Genomic DNA, 18578 nt, shown 5'->3' with positions numbered 1-18578 from the left:
CCGCTCAACCTCGAAGAGCCCCGCACCGTCCTACGGCGCGGGGCTCCTCGCGTGTACGGTCTTTCGAGGTGTGTCCACGGGCGGGGGAAGGGAAAGACATGGCGAAGAGGGCAGGCTGGCTCGGCCGGCTCGGGAACAGGCTGAGCCGCATGGAGGCGCGGCTCCAGGCGCGGCGCGCCGAGGTCGAGGCGGAGAGCATCGGCGCGGCTGCCACGGCCCCGGCCACCGCTGCCGGCACGGCCCCCGCGGGTGCGGACGCCGGCGCGCACGTTCCGCAGGCCCCGGCACCCGCCGCGCACGCCGAGCAGCCCGGCCACCCCCCGCACCCGCCCACCCTGCGCGGGCGCCCAGACCCGGTGAGCGTGGTCCCGTGGGGCATGCGCGTCGCCGCCGAGGTCAGCTGGCGGCTCCTGCTGCTCGCCGGGATGCTCTGGGTCGTGATGAAGGTGATCAGCGAAGTCCGCCTGGTCGTGCTCGCCTTCGCCGCCGCCCTGCTCGTCACCGCGCTGCTCCAGCCCTTCGTGGTCCGGCTGCGCCGCCTCGGCCTGCCGCGCGGGCTCGCCACCGCCGTCACCGCGATCCTCGGGTTCGTGGTCATCGGACTGGTCGGCTGGTTCGTGGTCTGGCAGGTCATGGAGAACCTCGACGACCTGTCCGCCCGGGTCCGGGACGGCATCAACGAGCTCAAACTCTGGGCGCTGGACAGTCCGTTCCACGTGACCGAGAAGCAGATCAACGACATCGCGAAGAACCTCAGCGAGACCATCGGCACCAACACCGAGCAGATCACCTCCGCCGGGCTCCAAGGCGTGACGGTCCTCGTCGAGGTGCTCACGGGCATCCTGCTCGCGATGTTCTCGACGCTGTTCCTGCTCTACGACGGCAAGCGCATCTGGACGTGGGTGCAGGGCCTGGTCCCGGCCGCCGCCCGCCCGGGTGTCGCGGGCGCCGGTCCGCGTGCCTGGCGGACGCTGACGGCGTACGTGCGCGGCACGGTGCTCGTCGCGCTCATCGACGCCATCTTCATCGGCCTCGGCATCTATTTCCTGAAGGTGCCGATGGCGGTGCCGCTGGCCGTCTTCATCTTCCTGTTCGCGTTCATCCCGCTCGTCGGCGCGGTGGTCTCCGGCGCCCTCGCGGTGGTCGTCGCCCTGGTGACCCAGGGGCCGTGGACCGCGCTCATGGTGCTGGCCGTGGTGCTGGCGGTGCAGCAGATCGAGGGGCACGTGCTCCAGCCCTTCATCCTGGGCCGGGCGGTACGGGTGCACCCGCTCGCCGTGGTGCTGTCGGTGGCCGCGGGCGGCATGGTCGCGGGCATCGGCGGTGCCGTGGTCGCCGTCCCGCTGGTCGCGGTCACCAACACGGTGGTCGTCTACCTGAGGGCCTACTCCCGGGACCAGCTCCTGCACGGCGCCGCGGCGATCGGCCCGGGCCCGCACGGCTCGACGGCGTTCGAGCAGGCCGCCCGGGAGGCAGGACGTGATCAGCGAGCCTGAGCTCGAAGGGGGATGGGGCACCGACCTGCCGTCCACGGCGGCCGAGGAGCCCGACACCCCCAGCGAGGGCGTACGGGGGCCTCGCAGGGCCTGGTCATGGGCGCTCGGCGGGGCCGCAGTGGCCTCGGCCGTCTGGGCCGGCGTCCTGACGGCGCAGGATCGTTTCGGCGAGCCTGCGCCGCGGATCGCGTACCGGCATGCCGAGGACCTGTGCAAGATCAAGCTGACCGCGGTGTCCGCGTCGACCGTGCAGCTGACCGGGGAGTCCGCGCGCCATGAAGAGCACCCCGCGCTCGACTGGGCGTTCTGCGCGCACGGCGCCCCCTACGTCGAGGGCCGTCTCTCGTACGGGGCCGAGGTGTTGGTCCAGCTACACAAGAAGGCCGATCCCCGCACGGAGTTCGGTGCGGGACCCACCGGCCTCGGGGGCATCGGGGGCATGGCGAGTTCGGGCGGCGACGTGGAACAGGTCCCCGGGCTCGGCGAGCGGGCGCTGCTCACCCGCCGGGTCGGCGGTTCACGGCTCGAAGTGCTCGACGGGGGAGCCGTCTTCAGCCTCACCGTTCAGTGGTACGGGCGGTCGGACGCCGCGGACCCGGACGAAGCCGCCGTCCAGGCGGCGATGGTCGAGGACATGCGCGCCCTGATGGCGGCGCTGCGCAAGTGAACCGAACGACAGGGCCCCCGCGGCCGGGAACGGCTGCGGGGGCCCTGGAGCTCGTACGGCCGTGCGCACTGTGCGTACGGCGCGTACGAGGGGGGACTACTCGGCGGCGAGGGCGGCCTCGGCGTCGAGGGTGACCGCGACGGCCTGGATCACCGAGGCGATCTTGAAGGCCTCCTGGATCGTCTCGCGGTCGACGCCGGCCTTGCGCAGGACCTGCTCGTGCGAGTCCAGGCACTGGCCGCAGCCGTTGATCGCGGAGACGGCGAGCGACCACAGCTCGAAGTCGACCTTCTCCACGCCCGGGTTGCCGATGACGTTCATCCGCAGGCCCGCACGCAGCGTGCCGTACTCCGGGTCGGAGAGCAGGTGGCGGGTGCGGTAGAAGACGTTGTTCATCGCCATGATCGCGGCTGCGGACTTGGCGGCGGTGTACGCCTCCGGCGACAGGGCCGCCTTCGCCTCCGGCTCCAGCTCACGCAGGACGCGCGGGGAGCGGGCGGCGATCGCGCAGGACAGGACGGTGCCCCACAGCTGCTGCTGCGTGAGGGTGTCCTGGTTGCCGACGACCGAGCCGAGGTTCAGCTTCAGGTCCTTGGCGAAGTCCGGTATGGCGGACTTCAGGGAGTCGAGGGACATCCGTCACTCACCGGCCAGCAGGGCGCCGGCGTCCAGGGTGCCCTCGCCCTTGTTCCAGTTGCAGGGGCACAGCTCGTCGGTCTGCAGGGCGTCGAGGACCCGCAGGACCTCCTTGGGGTTACGGCCCACGGATCCGGCGGTCACCATCGTGAACTGGATCTCGTTGTTCTGGTCGACGATGAACACGGCACGCTGCGCGAAGCCGTCCTCGCCCTGCACGCCACAGGCCTGCATGAGCTCGTGCTTGGAGTCGGCCAGCATCGGGAAGGGCAGGTCACGCAGGTCGGCGTGGTCCTTGCGCCAGGCGTGGTGGACGAACTCGGAGTCGCCGGAGACGCCGAGGACCTGCGCGTCGCGGTCCTGGAACTCCTCGTTCAGCTTGCCGAAGGCGGCGATCTCGGTCGGGCAGACGAAGGTGAAGTCCTTCGGCCAGAAGAACACCACGCGCCACTTGCCCTCGTAGGTCTTGTGGTCGATCTGGGCGAACTCGCTGCCGGCTTCGAGCGAGACGCAGGCGGTCAGATCGTAGGCGGGGAACTTGTCACCGACAGTGAGCACGTGCTCTCCTTGCGAGACGGGAAAACGTCCCTTTTGGGGACTTCCCTGAGGGGTTGGACGGTCTCACATGCTGGCACAGGCAGCATTGATCGCGGAAATCGCAAACGGTGGTTGCGCTGATCAGGCTTCCCTATCAATGCGCCCGTCCGGGCGAAGAGCGACGCAGAGTGATCAGTTCGGTGACATCTACTTGCAGAACTCGGCCGCGGCCTTCGCGGCGCCGTCGGTGTAGCCGCGGATCCATTCGGGGTCGGGTGCCACGGCGGTCTTCGGCGGTTCGGTCTGGCAGGTGGCCTTGGTCTTGTCGTAGCCGGTCTTGTGGCCCTTGTCGTATTCGGAGGTGCCGGCCTGTCCGTCCGTCTTGTCGCCGCAGAACGACTTGGCGGCCAGCGCCGCGCCGTTGTCGTAGCCCTTCTGCCAGTTGGGGTCGACCTCGTTCAGGGCCTGCGGCGGTTTGGCGCTGCAGTTGCCCCTGATCGTCTGGAAGCCCTTCTGGAAGCCCTTGTCGTACTCGGCCTTGGCGTCCGTGCCCGTGTCCGTGCCGTCCTTCGTGGCGGGGGCCCCGCCACCCGTGCACTCGGTACCCGCGACCGTGTAGTGCCCCGCGAGCAGGCCGGGGACCCGGATGCTGCCGCCGGTGACCTTGGTGGAGCCCGTGTAGCCGTTGTCGCCCGTCACCTGGACGGTGTCGCCGGTGAATCCGGTGCCGTTGATCGCCCAGTTGTTCGACGGCGGGGCGTAACCCTGAACGACCTGGCAGGCGGGCGACGCCGCCGCCGCGGGGTGGGCCAGTAGCGTCGGGCCCAGGACCAGCGGCGAGGCCGCCAGTGGGACCAGGACGGAGATCCGAACGAGCTTGCTCCGCATGATTGCCTCCCGGGCGAAGCCCGTGGCCGGGCCTCCTGCCCTCCCTCCACTCTCCCGCGGGGCCGGGCGGCCCGCAGCGCAGGGCCCAGGAGCGGTGGCCGGAGCTAATCTGGTGGCGGGTGATCGGAGGTACCTATCAGTGGCCGTCGGCAACAGGGGGGCGAAGCAGGCGACGCTCGCGCAGCTGCGCGCGTTCGCGGCCGTCGCCGAACACCTGCACTTCCGGGACGCCGCCGCGGCGATCGGCATGAGCCAGCCCGCGCTCTCGGGTGCCGTCTCCGCGCTGGAGGAGGCCCTCGGCGTGCAGCTGCTGGAGCGCACCACCCGCAAGGTGCTGCTCTCGCCCGCGGGCGAGCGGATCGCGGCCCGCGCCCGGACGGTCCTCGACGCCATGGGCGGTCTGCTGGAGGAGGCCGAGGCGGTACGGGCTCCCTTCACCGGGGTCCTGCGGCTCGGGGTGATCCCCACGGTGGCCCCCTACCTGCTGCCGACGGTGCTCGGCCTGTTCCACCGCCGCTATCCCCGGATGGACCTCCAGGTGCACGAGGAGCAGACCTCCTCGCTGCTGGACGGACTGGCCGGCGGGCGGCTCGACCTGCTGCTGCTCGCGGTTCCGCTCGGCGTCCCCGGGGTCACCGAACTGCCGGTCTTCGACGAGGACTTCGTCCTCCTCGCGCCCCGGGAGCATCCGCTCGCCGGACGCCGGGACATCCCGCGCGAGGAACTGCGCGGCCTGCAGCTGCTGTTGCTCGACGAGGGGCACTGCCTGCGCGACCAGGCCCTGGACATCTGCCGCGAGGCGGGCCGGCCCGAAGGGGCCGCCGTCACCACCACCGCCGCCGGGCTGTCCACCCTCGTACAGCTGGTCGCCGGGGGGCTCGGCGTGACCCTGCTGCCGCGCACCGCGCTGCGGCTGGAGACCGCCCGCAACGAGCACCTGGCCACCGGGTACTTCGCCGAGCCCGCGCCCTCGCGGCGGATCGCGCTGGCCATGCGGACGGGGACGGCCCGCCAGGAGGAGTTCCGGGCCATGGCGGGCGCCCTGCGCCAAGCCGTACGCCCGCTCCCGGTGTGGCCGGCCGAGTAGGGCCGGCCCGCGGGGGCGGGCGTACCGGAGGGGGCGTACGTACGGGCCGCGCCCGGCGGCTCGATGACCGCTCCGCACAGGGCGAACGGGGTCACGGCTCGGGACTTCGGTCCTGACCCGCTCAGGTTTCGGGCGGGACGCGAGGGCGGCCGCGCGGCGGGATCGGGGCCGCGCCACCCGGGAGCCGTCCGGCCTCGGACAGGGCCCGCCGCAGCAGGAACTCGATCTGCGCGTTGGCGCTGCGCAGCTCCTCGCCCGCCCAACGGGCGAGGGCGTCGTACACCTGCGGGTCGAGCCGCAGCAGCACCTGCTTGCGCGCCTGCCGCCCCGCCCGCGCGGGCGGCCGCTCCCGGCCGTCGCCCGCTCGCGGGTCCTGCGGCTCGCCGGCGGGGCTCACTGGTAGAGCGTGCCCGTGTTGACGACCGGCTGGGCGGCCCGGTCGCCGCACAGGACCACCATCAGGTTCGAGACCATGGCGGCCTTGCGCTCCGGGTCCAGGTCCACGATGTCCTGCTCCGCCAGTCGGGTCAGGGCCAGTTCGACCATGCCCACCGCCCCTTCCACGATCTGCTTGCGGGCCGCCACGACCGCGCCGGCCTGCTGGCGCTGGAGCATCGCGGAGGCGATCTCCGGAGCGTACGCGAGGTGCGTGAACCGGGACTCGATGATCCGGACGCCGGCCGCCTCCACCCGTGCGTGCAGTTCGAGCGCCAGCTTCTCGGTGATCTCCTCGGCGTTGCCGCGCAGCGACAGCCCGCCCTCGTCGTGCGCGTCGTACGGGTACTCGATCGCGATGTGCCGGACCGCCGCCTCGGTCTGGGTCTCGACGAACTGCGTGAAGTCCTCCACCTCGAAGGTCGCCCGCGCGGTGTCCTCCACCCGCCACACCACGACGGCGGCCAGCTCTATCGGGTTGCCGTACGCGTCGTTGACCTTCAGGACGGCCGTCTCGTGGTTGCGGACCCGGGTGGAGATCTTCTCCCGCGAGGTGAGCGGGTTCACCCAGCGCAGCCCGTCCGTGCGGACCGTCCCCCGGTACCGGCCGAAGAGCTGGACCACCCGGGCCTCGCCCGGCGCCACCATGTTCAGCCCGCCCATCGCGAAGGCCGAGGCGGCGATCAGGAGGATGCCGAGCACGATCATGGAGACGTGTGCCGCCGAACCCCCGGCGGCCGCGCCGAGGGCGAGCAGGGCGGCGCCTGCCGCAGCCCCCAACAGCCCCAGCAGCAAAGCGAGTCCGCCGCCCACGCTGCGTGCTGTGAACTCCCGTACGTCGCCGCCGATGGCCGCCGTATTCGTCATGGTCTGCCCCCATTCGCTTGGTCGCGGCCGATCGAGCCGCTTAGCAAAGTGATATCACTTTTTGAGCCCGCCGCAACCCTATGGGCTTGCCGCGCGTCGGTTCCCTTGATGTGGGTGCTGATTCTCACGTCCGAATTGACCGGTATTGGCCAAGGTTGGCCAACCTTTGTCACAACCTGCGGTGTTAGCTTTCTGAGCTGACGTCGGGGGGGTAATCGAGCGGAGCGGGAGCGATGGGCCGAGCAGAAGCGCGTAAGGCGCAGCAGCGCAGTGCGCGACGGGCGCCGCGCGGGCGCGCCACGGGGAAGGGGCGTGCCGGCAAGCGGACCGGCATACGTCGCTTCTTCACTTGGAAGAAGATCCTCGGGGCCTTCTTCGGGATGGTCCTGCTCGGCATGGGCGCTCTCGTCGCCCTCTACTTCTACGTGGACGAGCCCGACCCGAACGCCGACGCCATCAAGCAGAGCAACGTCTACAAGTACGCGGACGGCACGATCATGGCGCGCGACGGCGCGATGAACCGCGAGATGGTGCCGATCAGCCGGGTTCCGAAGGACGTCAAGACCGGCTTCATCGCCATCGAGAACAAGACCTTCTACTCGGACCGCGGCGTCGACTTCATCGGTGTCGCCCGCGGCCTGTTCAACACGGTCACCGGCAAGGGCAAGGCCGGCGGTTCGACGATCACCCAGCAGTACGTCAAGAACTTCTACCTGAACCAGGACCAGACGCCGACCCGCAAGCTCAAGGAGCTGGTGATCTCCCTCAAGGTCGACCGGCGCCTGGAGAAGGACCAGGTGCTGGAGGGGTACCTGAACACCAGCTACTTCGGGCGCGGCGCCTACGGCATCCAGGCCGCCGCCCAGGCCTACTACGGCGTCGACGTCGACAAGCTGACCTTGGAGCAGGGCGCGTACCTCGCGGCCGTCCTCCAGGCCCCCAGCGACTACGACCTGGCGACCGCGGGCCCGAACGGCACGCGTCTGGTCAAGATCCGCTTCAACGGCGTGCTCGACAACATGGTCGAGATGAAGGAGCTGGACCCGGAGAAGCGCAAGCAGCTCCAGCTCCCGATGCCGATCAAGCCCAAGGCCGCCCCCGGCCTGGAGGGCCAGAAGGGCTACCTGAAGCAGGCCGCGGACGCGGAACTGCGGCGGCAGACGAACATGACCACCCAGGAGCTGCAGGCCGGCGGCTGGGAGATCACCCTCAACATCGACCCGAAGAAGCAAGCCGCGCTGGAGAAGGCCGTCCAGGACGAGCTGGAGGCCAAGCTCGACCGCAAGGACCGCCCCGTCGACGCGAGCGTGCAGGCCGGCGCCACCTCCGTGGACCCCAAGACCGGCGCGGTCGTCGCGATGTACGGCGGCACCGGGCTCTCCGACCACTGGGCGAGCAACGCCCTGCGCCAGGACTTCCAGCCCGGCTCGACCTTCAAGCCGATCGTGCTCGCCTCCGCCCTGGAGAACAAGTCCACGACGCACGACGGCAAGCCGATCACCCCGAACGCCCTCTACGACGGCACCAGCAAGCGCCCGGTCGTCGGCAGCGACACCCCGTTCGCGCCGCAGAACCAGGACAACGCGAACTACGGCGACCCCTTCCTCACCGTCCAGGCGGCCACCAACTCCTCCGTGAACTCGGTGTACGCCCAGATGATCGTGGACGTGGGTCCGCCGAAGGTGAAGCAGACGGCGCTGGAGCTCGGCATGAAGGACCGCCCGGGCTGGCCGGCCGACAAGCCGGCCATGTCGCTCGGCACCATGAGCGCCAACACCCTGGAGATGGCCGGCGTCTACGCCACCTTCGACAACCACGGCAAGAAGGTCAGCCCGACGATCATCAAGAGCGCCAAGCACGCCACCCGCGTGCCCAAGCCGACCGAGCCGGTGGGCGGCCAGGCCATCAGCCGCCAGACCGCCGACACGGTGACCAAGGTGCTCACCGGCGTCGTCAACGACGGTTCCGGCAAGGCCGTGAAGAGCTCCGCCTACGAGGCCGCCGGCAAGACCGGTACCACCGAGTCCAACGTGGCCGCCTGGTTCACCGCGTACACGCCGGAGCTCGTCACCGTCGTCGCCATGTTCGGCGAGGAGCCCGGAACGGCCAAGCAGGTCACCCTGACCGGTACCGCGGGCGGTGGCCGAGCGGGTGGTTCCAGCTTCCCGGCCGAGATCTGGAAGGCGTACACGCTGGCCGCGCTCAAGGGCGTGGACACCGGCGAGTTCGACCTCTCCGAGGCCAAGATGGGCGCCTCGCAGGCGCCGACCCGCAGCAGCTCCCCGTCGTCGAGCTCCTCGTCCTCCGTCACGCCGTCGACGACCGCCTCGCAGTCGGCGACCACCCCGGACCCCGGCAAGAGCTCGCCGAACCCGAGCAAGACCCCGTCGAAGACCCCGGACCCGTCGAAGACCCCGGACCCGACCAAGACCCCGGACCCGACGAAGACCCCGCCGATCACGATCCCGTAGCGCGCCCGTACGGCTGCCCCCGACGCACCGCCGCCCCGCAGCACCCACGCTGCGGGGCGGCGGTGTTTGCGGCGCCGGCCCGGCCTGTCGTGGTCAGCCGCGGACCGTCGTGGTCAGCCGCAGCCCGCGTGGTCAGCCGCGGACCGCCGCGGCGATCCGGTCGCCGAGCGCCTTGTCGACGTTGCGCCAGTACTGCACGGCACGCTCCAGGACCGGGGCGCTCACCCCGTCCTTCAGGTGCCCGCCGACGTTCGAGACGAGGCGGTCGCGGGCCGCGTCGTCCAGCACCTGCCGGACCATCGTGCCCGCCTGCCCCCAGTCGTCGTCCTCGCGGCGCAGGGAGTACGCCTCACGCACCATCTCGCCCGCTGCCGCCCAGCCCGCCGGCTCGCCGAAGCGGTCGGCGCCGGCCGCCGGGCCACCGTACGAGTTCGGCGCGTACGGGCGCGCCGCGGCCGAGGCCTCGAAGCGCATCGCGCCGTCCTTCGCGTACGAGGAGACCTGTGAGCGGGGCCGGTTCGGCGGGAGCTGGGCGTAGTTCGCCCCGATCCGGTAGCGGTGCGTGTCCGGGTACGAGAACAGCCGGCCCAGCAGCATCTTGTCCGGCGACGGGCCGATGCCCGGCACCAGGCCGGAGGGCTCGAAGGCGGCCTGCTCGATGTGGATGAAGTAGTCGTCCGGGTTCCGGTCCAGGGTCATCCGGCCGACCTCGATCAGCGGGTGGTCGCCGTGCGGCCAGACCTTCGTCAGGTCGAACGGGTTGAACCGGTAGTCCGGGGCGTCCTCGAACGGCATGACCTGCACGTACACCGTCCAGCTCGGCGGCTCGCCGCCCGCGATCGACTCGTACAGGTCGCGGCGGTGGTAGTCCGGGTCCTCGCCCGCGATCCGGTCGGCGTCCGCCTGGGTGAGGAACTCGATGCCCTGGTCGGTCTTCATGTGGTACTTCACCCAGAACTTCTCGCCGCCGCCGTTGACCCACAGGTAGGTGTGCGAGCCGTAGCCGTTCATGTGCCGGTACGAGCGCGGGATGCCCCGGTCCCCCATCAGCCAGGTCACCATGTGCGCGGACTCGGGGGACAGGGTCCAGAAGTCCCACTGCATGTCGTGGTCGCGCAGCCCGTTGTCGGGGCGGCGCTTCTGCGAGCGGATGAAGTCCTGGAACTTGCTCGGGTCGCGTACGAAGAAGACCGGCGTGTTGTTGCCGACCAGGTCGTAATTGCCGTGCTCCGTATAGAATTTCAGGGCGAATCCACGCGGGTCCCGCCAGGTGTCGGGGGAGCCCTGCTCGCCCGCGACCGTGGAGAAACGGGCCAGCATCTCGGTCCGGCGGCCCGGCTGGAACAGGTCCGCCTTGGTGAACTGGCTGACGTCATTGGTCACGTGGAAGACGCCGTACGCGCCCGAGCCCTTGGCGTGCACCACCCGTTCGGGGACCCGTTCCCGGTTGAACTGGGCCATCTTCTCGATCAGGTAGTGGTCCTGGAGGAGGACCGGGCCGTCGGGTCCCAGGGTGAGCGAGTGCTCGTCGCTCTCCACCGGGATCCCGGCGTTGTCCGTCGTGTACCGGATCTTCTGGGCGTCCTGGGTCACGTGGGTCCTCCCGCGGGGTCGGCCGAATCCCCCTGGCTCTCCCCGCGCGCCTACCCAGTCAACGCCGGTCATGCGCCCCCGGCAACGGGAGCTCGAACCAGACCACCTTTCCGCTGCTCAGGCGGGTCGCGCCCCATCGGCGGGCCATGCGGTTGACCAGGAACAGCCCGCGGCCGCCTTCGTCGGTGTCCCGGGCCCGGCGCTGGCGCGGCAGCTGCGGGGAGTCGTCGCCGACCTCGCAGCGCAGTACGTCCGTCCGCAGCAGGCGCAGGGTCACGGGCCGCTCGGCGTACCGCACGGCGTTCGTGACCACCTCGCTGACGAGCAGTTCCAGGGAGTCCTGGAGCTCCTCCAGGCCCCACCGGGTCAGCGCACGGCGGGCGAACCGGCGGGCGCGGCCCGGAGCGGTCTCCTCCGGGTCCAGGAACCAGTACGCGACGTCGCTGGGCGCGATCCCGTCGAAGCGCGCGGCGAGCAGCGCGATGTCGTCGTCCCGGTCGCCCGGGCCGAGCATGTCCAGGACGTCGTCGCAGAGGGCCTCCAGCGGCGGCGGGTGGTCCAGCCCCGTCAGCTGGGCGGTGGTGGCCAGGCGCTCGCGCAGCTGCTCGATGCCGGTCCACACGTCGCGCAGCCGGGATTCGACCAGCCCGTCCGTGTACAGCAGCAGGGTGGCCCCGGCGGGCGCGTCCAGCTCCACGGCCTCGAAGTCCACGCCGCCGACGCCGATGGGGGCGCCCGGGGGTACGCGGAGCACCTCGGCGCGGCCGCCGAGGTGCAGGAGCACGGGCGGCGGGTGGCCGGCGTTGGCGATGGTGATCCGGTGCGAGACCGGGTCGTACACCGCGTACAGGCAGGTGGCCATCCGGTCGGAGCCCAGGCGCTGCGCCTGCTCGTCCAGGTGGTGCAGCACCTCGGCGGGCGGCAGGTCCAGCTGCGCCAGGGTCTGCGCGGTGGTGCGGAGTTGACCCATGATCGCGGCCGATGTCATGGAGTGGCCCATGACGTCGCCGACGACGAGCGCGACGCGGCTGCCGGGCAGCGGTATCGCGTCGTACCAGTCGCCGCCGACCCGGGCCGTCTCGGCGGCGGGCAGGTAGCGGGAGGCGAGCCGGACCCCGGTCGGCTGGGGGAGGCTGTCGGGCAGCATGGTGCGCTGGAGCTCGTCGGCGATGTACGCCTCGCGGCCGTACAGGACCGCCTTGTCGATGCCGAGCGCGGTGTGCGTGGCCAGTTGGGCGGCGACCAGGAGGTCGTTCTGCTCGAACGCGGGCCGCTCGGGGCTGCGCAGGAACACCGCCGAGCCGATGACGCGGCGGCGGCCGCGCAGCGGCGCGAGGATGGCCCGCTGGCCGCGCGGTACGGGGTGCTCCGCGCCGAGCAGCTCCGGAAGCGCGTCCTTGGCCCCGGCGGCGGACCCGAACACGGGCCGTACGCCGCGCAGCACCTCGGCGAGGGCCCCGCCGGGGCGGATCTCGCAGAGCTCGGCCGCGGGCAGGTCGCCCTGCGGGCCGACCAGCGGCAGCTGGCTGAAGTCGAGCTCGCCGGCGGCCCCGGGGGCCGCCGCGCCCTCGGTCCCCGTCAGATCGTCGATCGGCCGGAGCCGGTCGGTGCGGCGCAGCCTTAAAACGACCGGGCCGACGGGGCGCTCGTCGCCCACGGGGAGGGGGTCGCGCAGGTAGACGAGGATGGCGTCCGAGAAGGTGGGCACGGTGGCCCGGCACAGGCCGAGGACGATCTCGTCGAGGTCGATGCCGCGGGCGATCCGCCGGGTCGCGGCGCCGACGAACCGCAGCCGGTCCCCCTCCCGCCGGGCCACTCCGCCGTCGGCCCCTTGCAGACCGGCGCCTAGCGCACCGTCCGCCGTACCGGCGCCCTGGCCGTACACCTGCGCGTCCGCCGCACCGCCCTCGCCGCCGGCCACGGCCCGGCCGTCGAACGCCGCTCCGGCGTCCAGGTCCTCTCCGCCTGCGGCGCCCTGCCCGGCCGCCACTGCGTCCGCGTCCTCGCGGGGGCGGGAGGCGTCCGCCGTCGCCGCAGGGCGGTCCTGGGCCCCGCCGCGGGCCTCGTGGGCCCGGCCGGCGGGCAGGCCGGCCTGGTCCTCGCCGCGGGCGGCGTTCCGTGCGGCCTCGCCGTCGCGCCGCCGGGACCCGCCCGCCGCCGCGGCGTCGCGCACGGCGCTCCGGGCCGCTTCGGCGTCGCGGCCGCGGCGGCCGGCCGCGCCCGACGCCGCCGTACCCCGTGCGCGGCCGCGCGCCGGGCGCGGCGTGCCGTCCTGCGGGGCGGGTACGCCCTCGCCGCGCGGGCGGGGGACGTCCGAGCGGACGGGGTCGTCGCCGCCCGCGGCCGAGCCGCGTACGGCCTCGGCCGCGGGGACGGGGGCCTTGCCGTGGCCCAGCTCGTCCGCGCAACCGCCGGGGGCGGCGGGCATGCCGGGGCCGCCCGGGGCCGGTGCCGCGGCGGCCGCGGCGGGCTGCGGGCCCTCCTGCGAGGTGGGGTACTCCGTCACGCGTGGAATTCCGTCCGTTTGCGCTCGATGTGCGCTGCACTCAACTCGGTCAGTCGCGGTATACCCGCTCAGCGGCGGGGACACCACCGCCGCGCGGTTCCGCGGCCCGCTCGTTACCTCTCGCTCTGCTTTGACCTCCGGTCAAGTCCCGCGTACGGCACGACATTTACGGATTCGGGGCCCAGCACGCCTCCCGCGCGCGACCTGCGGAGGGAGATCTTACGGTTGAACCCCGGGGGCGCATCAAGGGTCTCATGAGGTCATATGCGCCGGAGTGCGGTCCCAGTCCTCGGGAAGGGCCGGAACTTCCCAGGCGGGATCCGGCCGCCAGTCCTGCCAGCCGTCGGAGAACGGCGCCCCCCACGCCTTGATCACGTCCACCGCCGCCCGCCCCGCCGCCTGCACCCGGCGGGCCTGTTCCGCGTCCATCAGACCGGCCCGCTGGGCCTGCGCGAACTCGTCCTCGTCGCGCCACTGCCACGTACGGTCGGGGTAGACGGAGATGTCCAGGAAGTGGTCCACGGAGTCGACCCCGCCGGACCACCGGGCCCGCGGCTCCTCCAGATTCACGTACCAGCTCTTGAACCGCCAGCCGTGGTCCCAGAACAGCCACACCGACCACGGGTCCCCGGGCCGTGCCAGCTTCAGCACGCCGGCGCCGAACCAGCGCGACCGTACGGTGGTGCGCGGAGCGGTGTACCGGGTGGCGAGCGGCTCCTCGTGGACGGAGGTGCCGTCGGCCAGCACCGGCTTGACGCACTCGGTGCCGGGGGCCATCCACACCGCCAGCAGGTCGGCGGTGTCCTGCACCACCGTCACGGGGCGGCAGATGTGGACCGCGCCCTTCAGACCCGGGGCGTGATCGCGGTAGCGCCAGAGGATCTGCTCACCCGGCCGCCAGCGGGTGCCCTGTGCGTCGCCGCCCCCGCGGCCTCCGGTACCTGTCATGCGCAGATCTTAGGGCTGGGGCCCCTGCGCCCGCTGCGGTGCAGGTCACGGAGGTGCGCGAGGACGGGAAACGACCGAATCCGGCCCCTGACCGGAAACGTTTTCAGGGCCGGGTCATCCGCAGGACGTCGAGCGCCTCGTCCAGCTGTCCCAGGGTCAGGTCGCCGCGGTCGACGTACCCGGCCTCCAGTACGACCTCCCTGATCGTCTTCCGCTCGGCGAGCGCCCTCTTGGCGACCTTGGCCGCCTCCTCGTAGCCGATGTACCGGTTCAGCGGGGTCACCACGGAGGGGGAGGACTCGGCGAACTCCCTGGCCCGCGCCTCGTTGGCGGTGATCCCGTCGATGGTGCGGTCGGCGAGCAGACGGCTCGCATTGCCCAGCAACCGGATCGATTCCAGCAGGTTCTTGGCCATCACCGGGAGCATCACATTGAGTTCGAAATTGCCGGCCGCGCCCGCCACGGCGACGGTCGTGTCGTTCCCGGTCACCTGTGCGGCGACCATGAGTACGGCCTCCGGGATCACCGGATTGACCTTCCCGGGCATGATCGAGGAGCCCGGCTGCAGATCGGGCAGATTGATTTCGGCCAATCCTGTGCGCGGCCCCGAGGCCATCCAGCGCAGATCGTTGGAGATCTTGGTCAGCGAGACGGCGATCGTACGGAGCATCCCCGAGGTCTCCACCAGCGCGTCCCGCGCCCCCTGGGCCTCGAAGTGGTCGCGGGCCTCGGTCAGCGGCAGCCCGGTCGCGGCGGCCACCTCGGCGATCACGGCCGCGGAGAACCCGGGCGGGGTGTTGATCCCGGTGCCCACCGCGGTCCCGCCCAGCGGCAGTTCGGCGAGCCGGGGCAGGGCCGCGCGCAGCCGCTCGACGCCGTAGCGCACCTGGGCGGCGTACCCGCCGAACTCCTGGCCCAAGGTCACCGGGGTGGCGTCCATCAGGTGCGTGCGGCCCGCCTTGACCACCTCGGCGAACTCGGCGGCTTTGCGCTCCAGGGCGGCGGCGAGGTGCTCCAGGGCGGGGATCAGCTCGCGGGTGACGGCGGCCGTCGCGGCGATGTGGATGGACGAGGGGAACACGTCGTTGGAGCTCTGCGAGGCGTTGACGTGGTCGTTGGGGTGGACCTCGCGGCCGAGCCGCTCGCCGGCCAGGGTCGCGATGACCTCGTTGGTGTTCATGTTGGACGAAGTCCCGGACCCGGTCTGGAAGACGTCGACGGGGAAGTGGTCGTCCCAGCGGCCCTCGGCCACCTCGGAGGCGGCGGACCGGATCGCGTCGGCGACGTCCTCGTCCACCACCCCCAGCTTCGCGTTCACCGCGGCGGCCGCGGCCTTGACGAGCGCCAGCGCCTCGATGTGGGCGCGCTCCAGGCGCTGTCCGGAGATGGGGAAGTTCTCCACCGCCCGCTGGGTCTGAGCCCGCCATTTGGCGTGCGCGGGGACTCGCACCTCGCCCATCGAGTCGTGCTCGATCCGGTAGGCGTCGGGATTCTGATCACCGGTCATGTTCGTTGCCTCCTCAAAAAGTTGAGCAATTGTCTTGTTCGAAGTGTTCCCAAGTCCCCTACCGGCCAGTAAATACCGTGGGTAACACCGACAGGGGAGACGTTCATGACACGTGTAGGTACGAGACCCGGGCTCAGATCTACCTTCGCCGCCGCCGCGGCGATCGCGGCCGCCCTCGGGGGCGTCACCGCCATCACCCCCATGGCCCAGGCCGCGACCACCCCCGCGGCGGCCGCCACGCCGCTCCCGCCCGAACTGGAGGCCGTCCGCGCGGCGGAGGCCGTCAAGATCTACGGCGACCCGGCGATCCGCCCGCTGAACGAGCGCAAGACAGGCCTGATCTCGCTCGGCGACAGCGAGATTTCGGGCGAGGGGGTCGGCAACTACGACCCGGCGACCAACACCCCGGCCAACCAGTGCCACCGCTCGCCGGACTCCGCGATCCACCGCACCGGCATCCCCGCCGACCTGACCTTCAACGTCGCCTGCTCCGGCGGCTACACCGGCAACATCAGGATCGGCGGGAGCAAGCAGTACGCCGACGAGCTGGTGCAGAGCGACAGCCTCGCCGTCAAGGCCCGCAATACGAAGATCAAGATGGTGCTGCTCGTCGCCGGCGCCAACGACGACCTCCAGTTCGGCCCGGTCATGACCGACTGCGTGACCCGCTGGGTGCTCAGCCAGGGCACCTGCGAGCCCAAGTACGGGCCGGGCTGGCAGGCGCGCGTGGACGGCCTGAAACCCAAGGTCGAGGCGACGGTCGCCGACCTCAAGACCGTCATGCGCGACGCGGGTTACGCCGACTCCGACTACAAGCTCGTCGTGATGGGCTACCCCAGCCCCATCGGCCCCGACTTCTACGACAACCCGAACTTCCCCGGCAAGCTCCCCGGAGGCTGCGCCGGCTACGACTCCGACGCCGCCTGGGGCCGCAACTACGCGGTGCCCGCCTTCGAGAAGGGCATGCGCGCGGCGGCGCTGGCCTCGGGGGCCGTGTACCTCGACAACTCGCGGCTCTTCCAGGGCCACGAGGTCTGCATGGAGGACACCTGGGCCCGCGGCCTCTACCTGGACCTCGGGGACCACTTCCCGTGGGACGAGAACACCGCCCGCCAGTCCTTCCACCCCAACTACCTGGGCCACGGGGCGTTCGCGTCCTGCCTGACCCAGCTCTACGACTCGGGCCTGCGCGAGGCCTCCTGCGCCGACCCGGCGAGCACCGGAACGCCCGTCCTCCAGGCCGGGGCCTGGGACTCCCTCTACGCGCCGCTGAAGAACGAGGCGACGGGCAACTGCCTCGACGCGAAGGGCGGCTCCAGCGCCGATGAGACGGCCGTGCTGGGCTGGGACTGCCACGGCGGACGCAACCAGGGCTGGTGGTACGACGCGGCCCGCAAGTCGGTCCACATCGAGCTCACCCACGACCGCTGCCTCGACGCCCCGGGCGCCCACTACGGCGCGGGCACCGGCCTGATCATCTGGAACTGCCACGGCGGAGCGAACCAGCAGTGGGTCCGCGACGGCGCGACCCTCCGCCCCGCTGCCGCCCCGGGCATGTGCCTGACCGTGGCCGCCGCCCACGACCAGCTGCGCCTGCAGGCCTGCAGCGGTTCGGCGAACCAGCGCTTCGTGTAGCGGCACGGCGCGCAACCCCGCCCCGCACCACCCGCACCCCCCACACCCGGCCGGCACGCCCGGCCGGGTGTTCCCATGAGGACTCACAACCGGCGCAGGTGCTCGCGGACTTCCCGGGGCCGATTGGTGATGAGCGTGTCCACGCCCAAGCGGACGCAGAGCTCCACGTCCTCCGGCTCGTCGACCGTCCAGACGCGTACGCGCAGCCCCCGGGCCTTCAGCCGCGCCACCAGCCCCGGGTCCTTGCGCAGCAGGTCGATGCCGGGCCCGGCGTGCCCGGCGAAGGGCGGCCGGGCGGGCCGCAGCCGCCGCTCGATGAGGTAGACGGAGGGCAGCCCGGGGGCCAGCCGGTTCAGCCGGATCAGGGCGTTGCGGGAGAAGCTCATCACCTCGATGCGGCCGTCGGAGCCGTCGGCGAGCCCGTGCTCCTTGAGGACGCGTACGAGCTCGGCCTCCAGGCGGCCGCCGGCGCGGGTGGGGTGCTTGGTCTCGACGGCCAGCCCCACGGGCCGGTCGGCGGCCAGCGCCTCCTTGAGCAGGTCCTCGAAGAGCAGCACCTGGGCCCCGCGGTGCGCCTCGCCCTTCCAGCCGCCGAAGTCGAGCCCGGTCAGTTCCCCGTACGTCATGGCGGAGACGACCCCGCGCCCGTCGGAGGTCCGCTCCACCCGGCGGTCGTGCACGCACACGAGCCGCCCGTCGGCACTCAGCCGCACGTCGCACTCCAGCGCGTCGGCGCCGTCGTCGATGGCCTGCCGGTAGGCGGCGAGGGTGTGCTCGGGATGCTCGTGGGAGGCCCCGCGGTGGGCGATGACCCGCACGTCGCGGGCGCTGGGCAAGGACGACACAGTCATGCCGTAGACGTTATCCGGATGCGGTGGCCGTTCCGGTACAGGATGCTGCCCGGATGGCTGAACACTCCGTGATGCTCCACTGCGAGCCGTGCGGCTCGTGCCGGTTCGAGGCGTGGCAGCACGTCGTCGACGGCCGGCTGCGCTGGGAGGAGCAGCTGTACTGCCCCGCGTACGCGGTCCAGGCGTGCGACGGCGGTTGGGGACCGCCCCCGCCGTGGGTCCGCGCGCGCATCGCCGCCGCGGAGGGCACCGTGCGCCTCGCCGTCGGCGGGCCGGACGGCGTGCCGCTGAAGGCCGTCCGCGAGCTGTACGAGTTCACGCTCGCGCAGCTGCGCGCGGCACGGGAGCAGGGCCTGGACGCGACCCCGGTGGAGGCGGAGCTGCTGCGCGGGATGCGCGGCGGGCCCCGGGGGTGATCTCCCCCGGAGCCCGTCGCGGTGGGGGCGCTCCCGCC

At 72.0% G+C, this 18578-nt stretch carries 16 protein-coding genes; 6 read left to right on the top strand and 10 right to left on the bottom strand.

The window, feature by feature from the left end; all coding sequences use genetic code 11:
- The first annotated feature begins 98 nt into the window (after window positions 1–98).
- The gene (locus ACIBAD_RS06750) at window positions 99–1496 is read left to right on the top strand and encodes an AI-2E family transporter (RefSeq protein WP_398905002.1); all 1398 of its coding nucleotides are present in this window, start codon (window positions 99–101) and stop codon (window positions 1494–1496) included.
- Window positions 1480–2163 (top strand): hypothetical protein, encoded by a 684-nt coding sequence (locus tag ACIBAD_RS06745; RefSeq protein ID WP_398905000.1) that lies wholly within the window; start codon window positions 1480–1482, stop codon window positions 2161–2163. The genes ACIBAD_RS06750 and ACIBAD_RS06745 overlap by 17 nt, the downstream gene beginning before the upstream one ends.
- Window positions 2164–2259: 96 nt before the next feature.
- Here the strand turns inward: ACIBAD_RS06745 and ACIBAD_RS06740 are convergent, their stop codons facing one another.
- The 3 genes from ACIBAD_RS06740 to ACIBAD_RS06730 all read right to left on the bottom strand — a co-directional run bounded on the left by ACIBAD_RS06740 (window position 2260) and on the right by ACIBAD_RS06730 (window position 4224).
- On the bottom strand, window positions 2260–2799 hold the full coding sequence (locus ACIBAD_RS06740) for an alkyl hydroperoxide reductase (protein ID WP_134071632.1): 540 nt from the start codon (window positions 2797–2799) through the stop codon (window positions 2260–2262).
- Window positions 2800–2802: 3 nt separating this feature from the next.
- The gene (locus tag ACIBAD_RS06735) at window positions 2803–3357 is read right to left on the bottom strand and encodes a peroxiredoxin (protein WP_134071630.1); all 555 of its coding nucleotides are present in this window, start codon (window positions 3355–3357) and stop codon (window positions 2803–2805) included.
- 186 nt (window positions 3358–3543) lie between these two features.
- Window positions 3544–4224, bottom strand: a complete 681-nt coding sequence (locus ACIBAD_RS06730; RefSeq protein WP_398904997.1) for a hypothetical protein — start codon at window positions 4222–4224, stop codon at window positions 3544–3546.
- Between the two features lie 139 nt (window positions 4225–4363).
- Here ACIBAD_RS06730 and ACIBAD_RS06725 point away from each other — a divergent pair, with 139 nt between their 5' ends.
- Window positions 4364–5311 carry a hydrogen peroxide-inducible genes activator gene (locus ACIBAD_RS06725; protein ID WP_134071627.1) on the top strand — a complete coding sequence of 316 codons (948 nt, stop codon included), beginning with the start codon at window positions 4364–4366 and terminating at the stop codon, window positions 5309–5311.
- 121 nt (window positions 5312–5432) lie between these two features.
- On the opposite strand, the gene ACIBAD_RS06720 is transcribed toward ACIBAD_RS06725, so the two are convergent.
- Together ACIBAD_RS06720 and ACIBAD_RS06715 are read right to left on the bottom strand one after the other, a co-directional pair.
- Window positions 5433–5708 carry a hypothetical protein gene (locus ACIBAD_RS06720; protein ID WP_134071625.1) on the bottom strand — a complete coding sequence of 92 codons (276 nt, stop codon included), beginning with the start codon at window positions 5706–5708 and terminating at the stop codon, window positions 5433–5435.
- Window positions 5705–6613, bottom strand: coding sequence for an SPFH domain-containing protein (locus ACIBAD_RS06715; protein ID WP_398904994.1), 909 nt, complete (start codon window positions 6611–6613; stop codon window positions 5705–5707). Before ACIBAD_RS06715 ends, ACIBAD_RS06720 begins: the two co-directional genes overlap by 4 nt.
- Before the next feature lie 233 nt (window positions 6614–6846).
- Between ACIBAD_RS06715 and ACIBAD_RS06710 the strand changes: the two genes are divergently transcribed.
- The gene (locus tag ACIBAD_RS06710; protein ID WP_134071621.1) at window positions 6847–9084 is read left to right on the top strand and encodes a penicillin-binding protein; all 2238 of its coding nucleotides are present in this window, start codon (window positions 6847–6849) and stop codon (window positions 9082–9084) included.
- 132 nt (window positions 9085–9216) lie between these two features.
- Here the strand turns inward: ACIBAD_RS06710 and ACIBAD_RS06705 are convergent, their stop codons facing one another.
- The 4 genes from ACIBAD_RS06705 to ACIBAD_RS06690 form a co-directional block, all read right to left on the bottom strand.
- Window positions 9217–10677, bottom strand: a complete 1461-nt coding sequence (locus ACIBAD_RS06705; protein WP_398904992.1) for a catalase — start codon at window positions 10675–10677, stop codon at window positions 9217–9219.
- A 58-nt stretch (window positions 10678–10735) separates the two neighbouring features.
- Window positions 10736–13105: a SpoIIE family protein phosphatase gene (locus ACIBAD_RS06700; RefSeq protein WP_398905421.1), complete on the bottom strand. Its 2370-nt coding sequence runs from the start codon at window positions 13103–13105 to the stop codon at window positions 10736–10738.
- Window positions 13106–13435: 330 nt separating this feature from the next.
- A complete protein-coding gene (locus tag ACIBAD_RS06695) occupies window positions 13436–14131 on the bottom strand; it encodes a DUF402 domain-containing protein (RefSeq protein ID WP_398904990.1) in 696 nt (231 codons plus the stop codon).
- 103 nt (window positions 14132–14234) lie between these two features.
- Complete coding sequence (locus ACIBAD_RS06690) at window positions 14235–15638, bottom strand: class II fumarate hydratase (RefSeq protein ID WP_398904988.1); 1404 nt, start codon at window positions 15636–15638, stop codon at window positions 14235–14237.
- A gap of 105 nt (window positions 15639–15743) precedes the next feature.
- Between ACIBAD_RS06690 and ACIBAD_RS06685 the strand changes: the two genes are divergently transcribed.
- Window positions 15744–17273: a ricin-type beta-trefoil lectin domain protein gene (locus ACIBAD_RS06685; protein ID WP_398904985.1), complete on the top strand. Its 1530-nt coding sequence runs from the start codon at window positions 15744–15746 to the stop codon at window positions 17271–17273.
- Between the two features lie 83 nt (window positions 17274–17356).
- Here ACIBAD_RS06685 and ACIBAD_RS06680 read toward each other — a convergent pair whose 3' ends face one another.
- Window positions 17357–18124 (bottom strand): glycerophosphodiester phosphodiesterase, encoded by a 768-nt coding sequence (locus ACIBAD_RS06680; RefSeq protein ID WP_398904983.1) that lies wholly within the window; start codon window positions 18122–18124, stop codon window positions 17357–17359.
- A 53-nt stretch (window positions 18125–18177) separates the two neighbouring features.
- On the opposite strand from ACIBAD_RS06680, the gene ACIBAD_RS06675 reads away from it, so the two are divergent.
- Window positions 18178–18540: a hypothetical protein gene (locus ACIBAD_RS06675; RefSeq protein WP_398904981.1), complete on the top strand. Its 363-nt coding sequence runs from the start codon at window positions 18178–18180 to the stop codon at window positions 18538–18540.
- Window positions 18541–18578: the final 38 nt, after the last annotated feature.

Origin of the sequence: Streptomyces sp. NPDC051109, from assembly GCF_044455885.1 — a bacterium.
Classification (GTDB): Bacteria; Actinomycetota; Actinomycetes; order Streptomycetales; family Streptomycetaceae; genus Streptomyces.
The sequence above is the reverse complement of the archived record's forward strand: the minus strand, read 5'-3'. Positions and strand labels throughout refer to the sequence as shown.

What these genes read in the sequence shown, in the direction of transcription:
- ACIBAD_RS06750 (WP_398905002.1), top strand. Translation starts at nt 99, where the DNA reads ATGGCGAAGAGGGCAGGCTGGCTCGGCCGGCTCGGGAACAGGCTGAGC.
- ACIBAD_RS06740 (WP_134071632.1), bottom strand. Translation starts at nt 2,799, where the DNA reads ATGTCCCTCGACTCCCTGAAGTCCGCCATACCGGACTTCGCCAAGGAC.
- ACIBAD_RS06730 (WP_398904997.1), bottom strand. Translation starts at nt 4,224, where the DNA reads ATGCGGAGCAAGCTCGTTCGGATCTCCGTCCTGGTCCCACTGGCGGCC.
- ACIBAD_RS06715 (WP_398904994.1), bottom strand. Translation starts at nt 6,613, where the DNA reads ATGACGAATACGGCGGCCATCGGCGGCGACGTACGGGAGTTCACAGCA.
- ACIBAD_RS06710 (WP_134071621.1), top strand. Translation starts at nt 6,847, where the DNA reads ATGGGCCGAGCAGAAGCGCGTAAGGCGCAGCAGCGCAGTGCGCGACGG.
- ACIBAD_RS06700 (WP_398905421.1), bottom strand. Translation starts at nt 13,105, where the DNA reads ATGCCCGCCGCCCCCGGCGGTTGCGCGGACGAGCTGGGCCACGGCAAG.
- ACIBAD_RS06695 (WP_398904990.1), bottom strand. Translation starts at nt 14,131, where the DNA reads ATGACAGGTACCGGAGGCCGCGGGGGCGGCGACGCACAGGGCACCCGC.
- ACIBAD_RS06690 (WP_398904988.1), bottom strand. Translation starts at nt 15,638, where the DNA reads ATGACCGGTGATCAGAATCCCGACGCCTACCGGATCGAGCACGACTCG.
- ACIBAD_RS06685 (WP_398904985.1), top strand. Translation starts at nt 15,744, where the DNA reads ATGACACGTGTAGGTACGAGACCCGGGCTCAGATCTACCTTCGCCGCC.
- ACIBAD_RS06680 (WP_398904983.1), bottom strand. Translation starts at nt 18,124, where the DNA reads ATGACTGTGTCGTCCTTGCCCAGCGCCCGCGACGTGCGGGTCATCGCC.
- ACIBAD_RS06675 (WP_398904981.1), top strand. Translation starts at nt 18,178, where the DNA reads ATGGCTGAACACTCCGTGATGCTCCACTGCGAGCCGTGCGGCTCGTGC.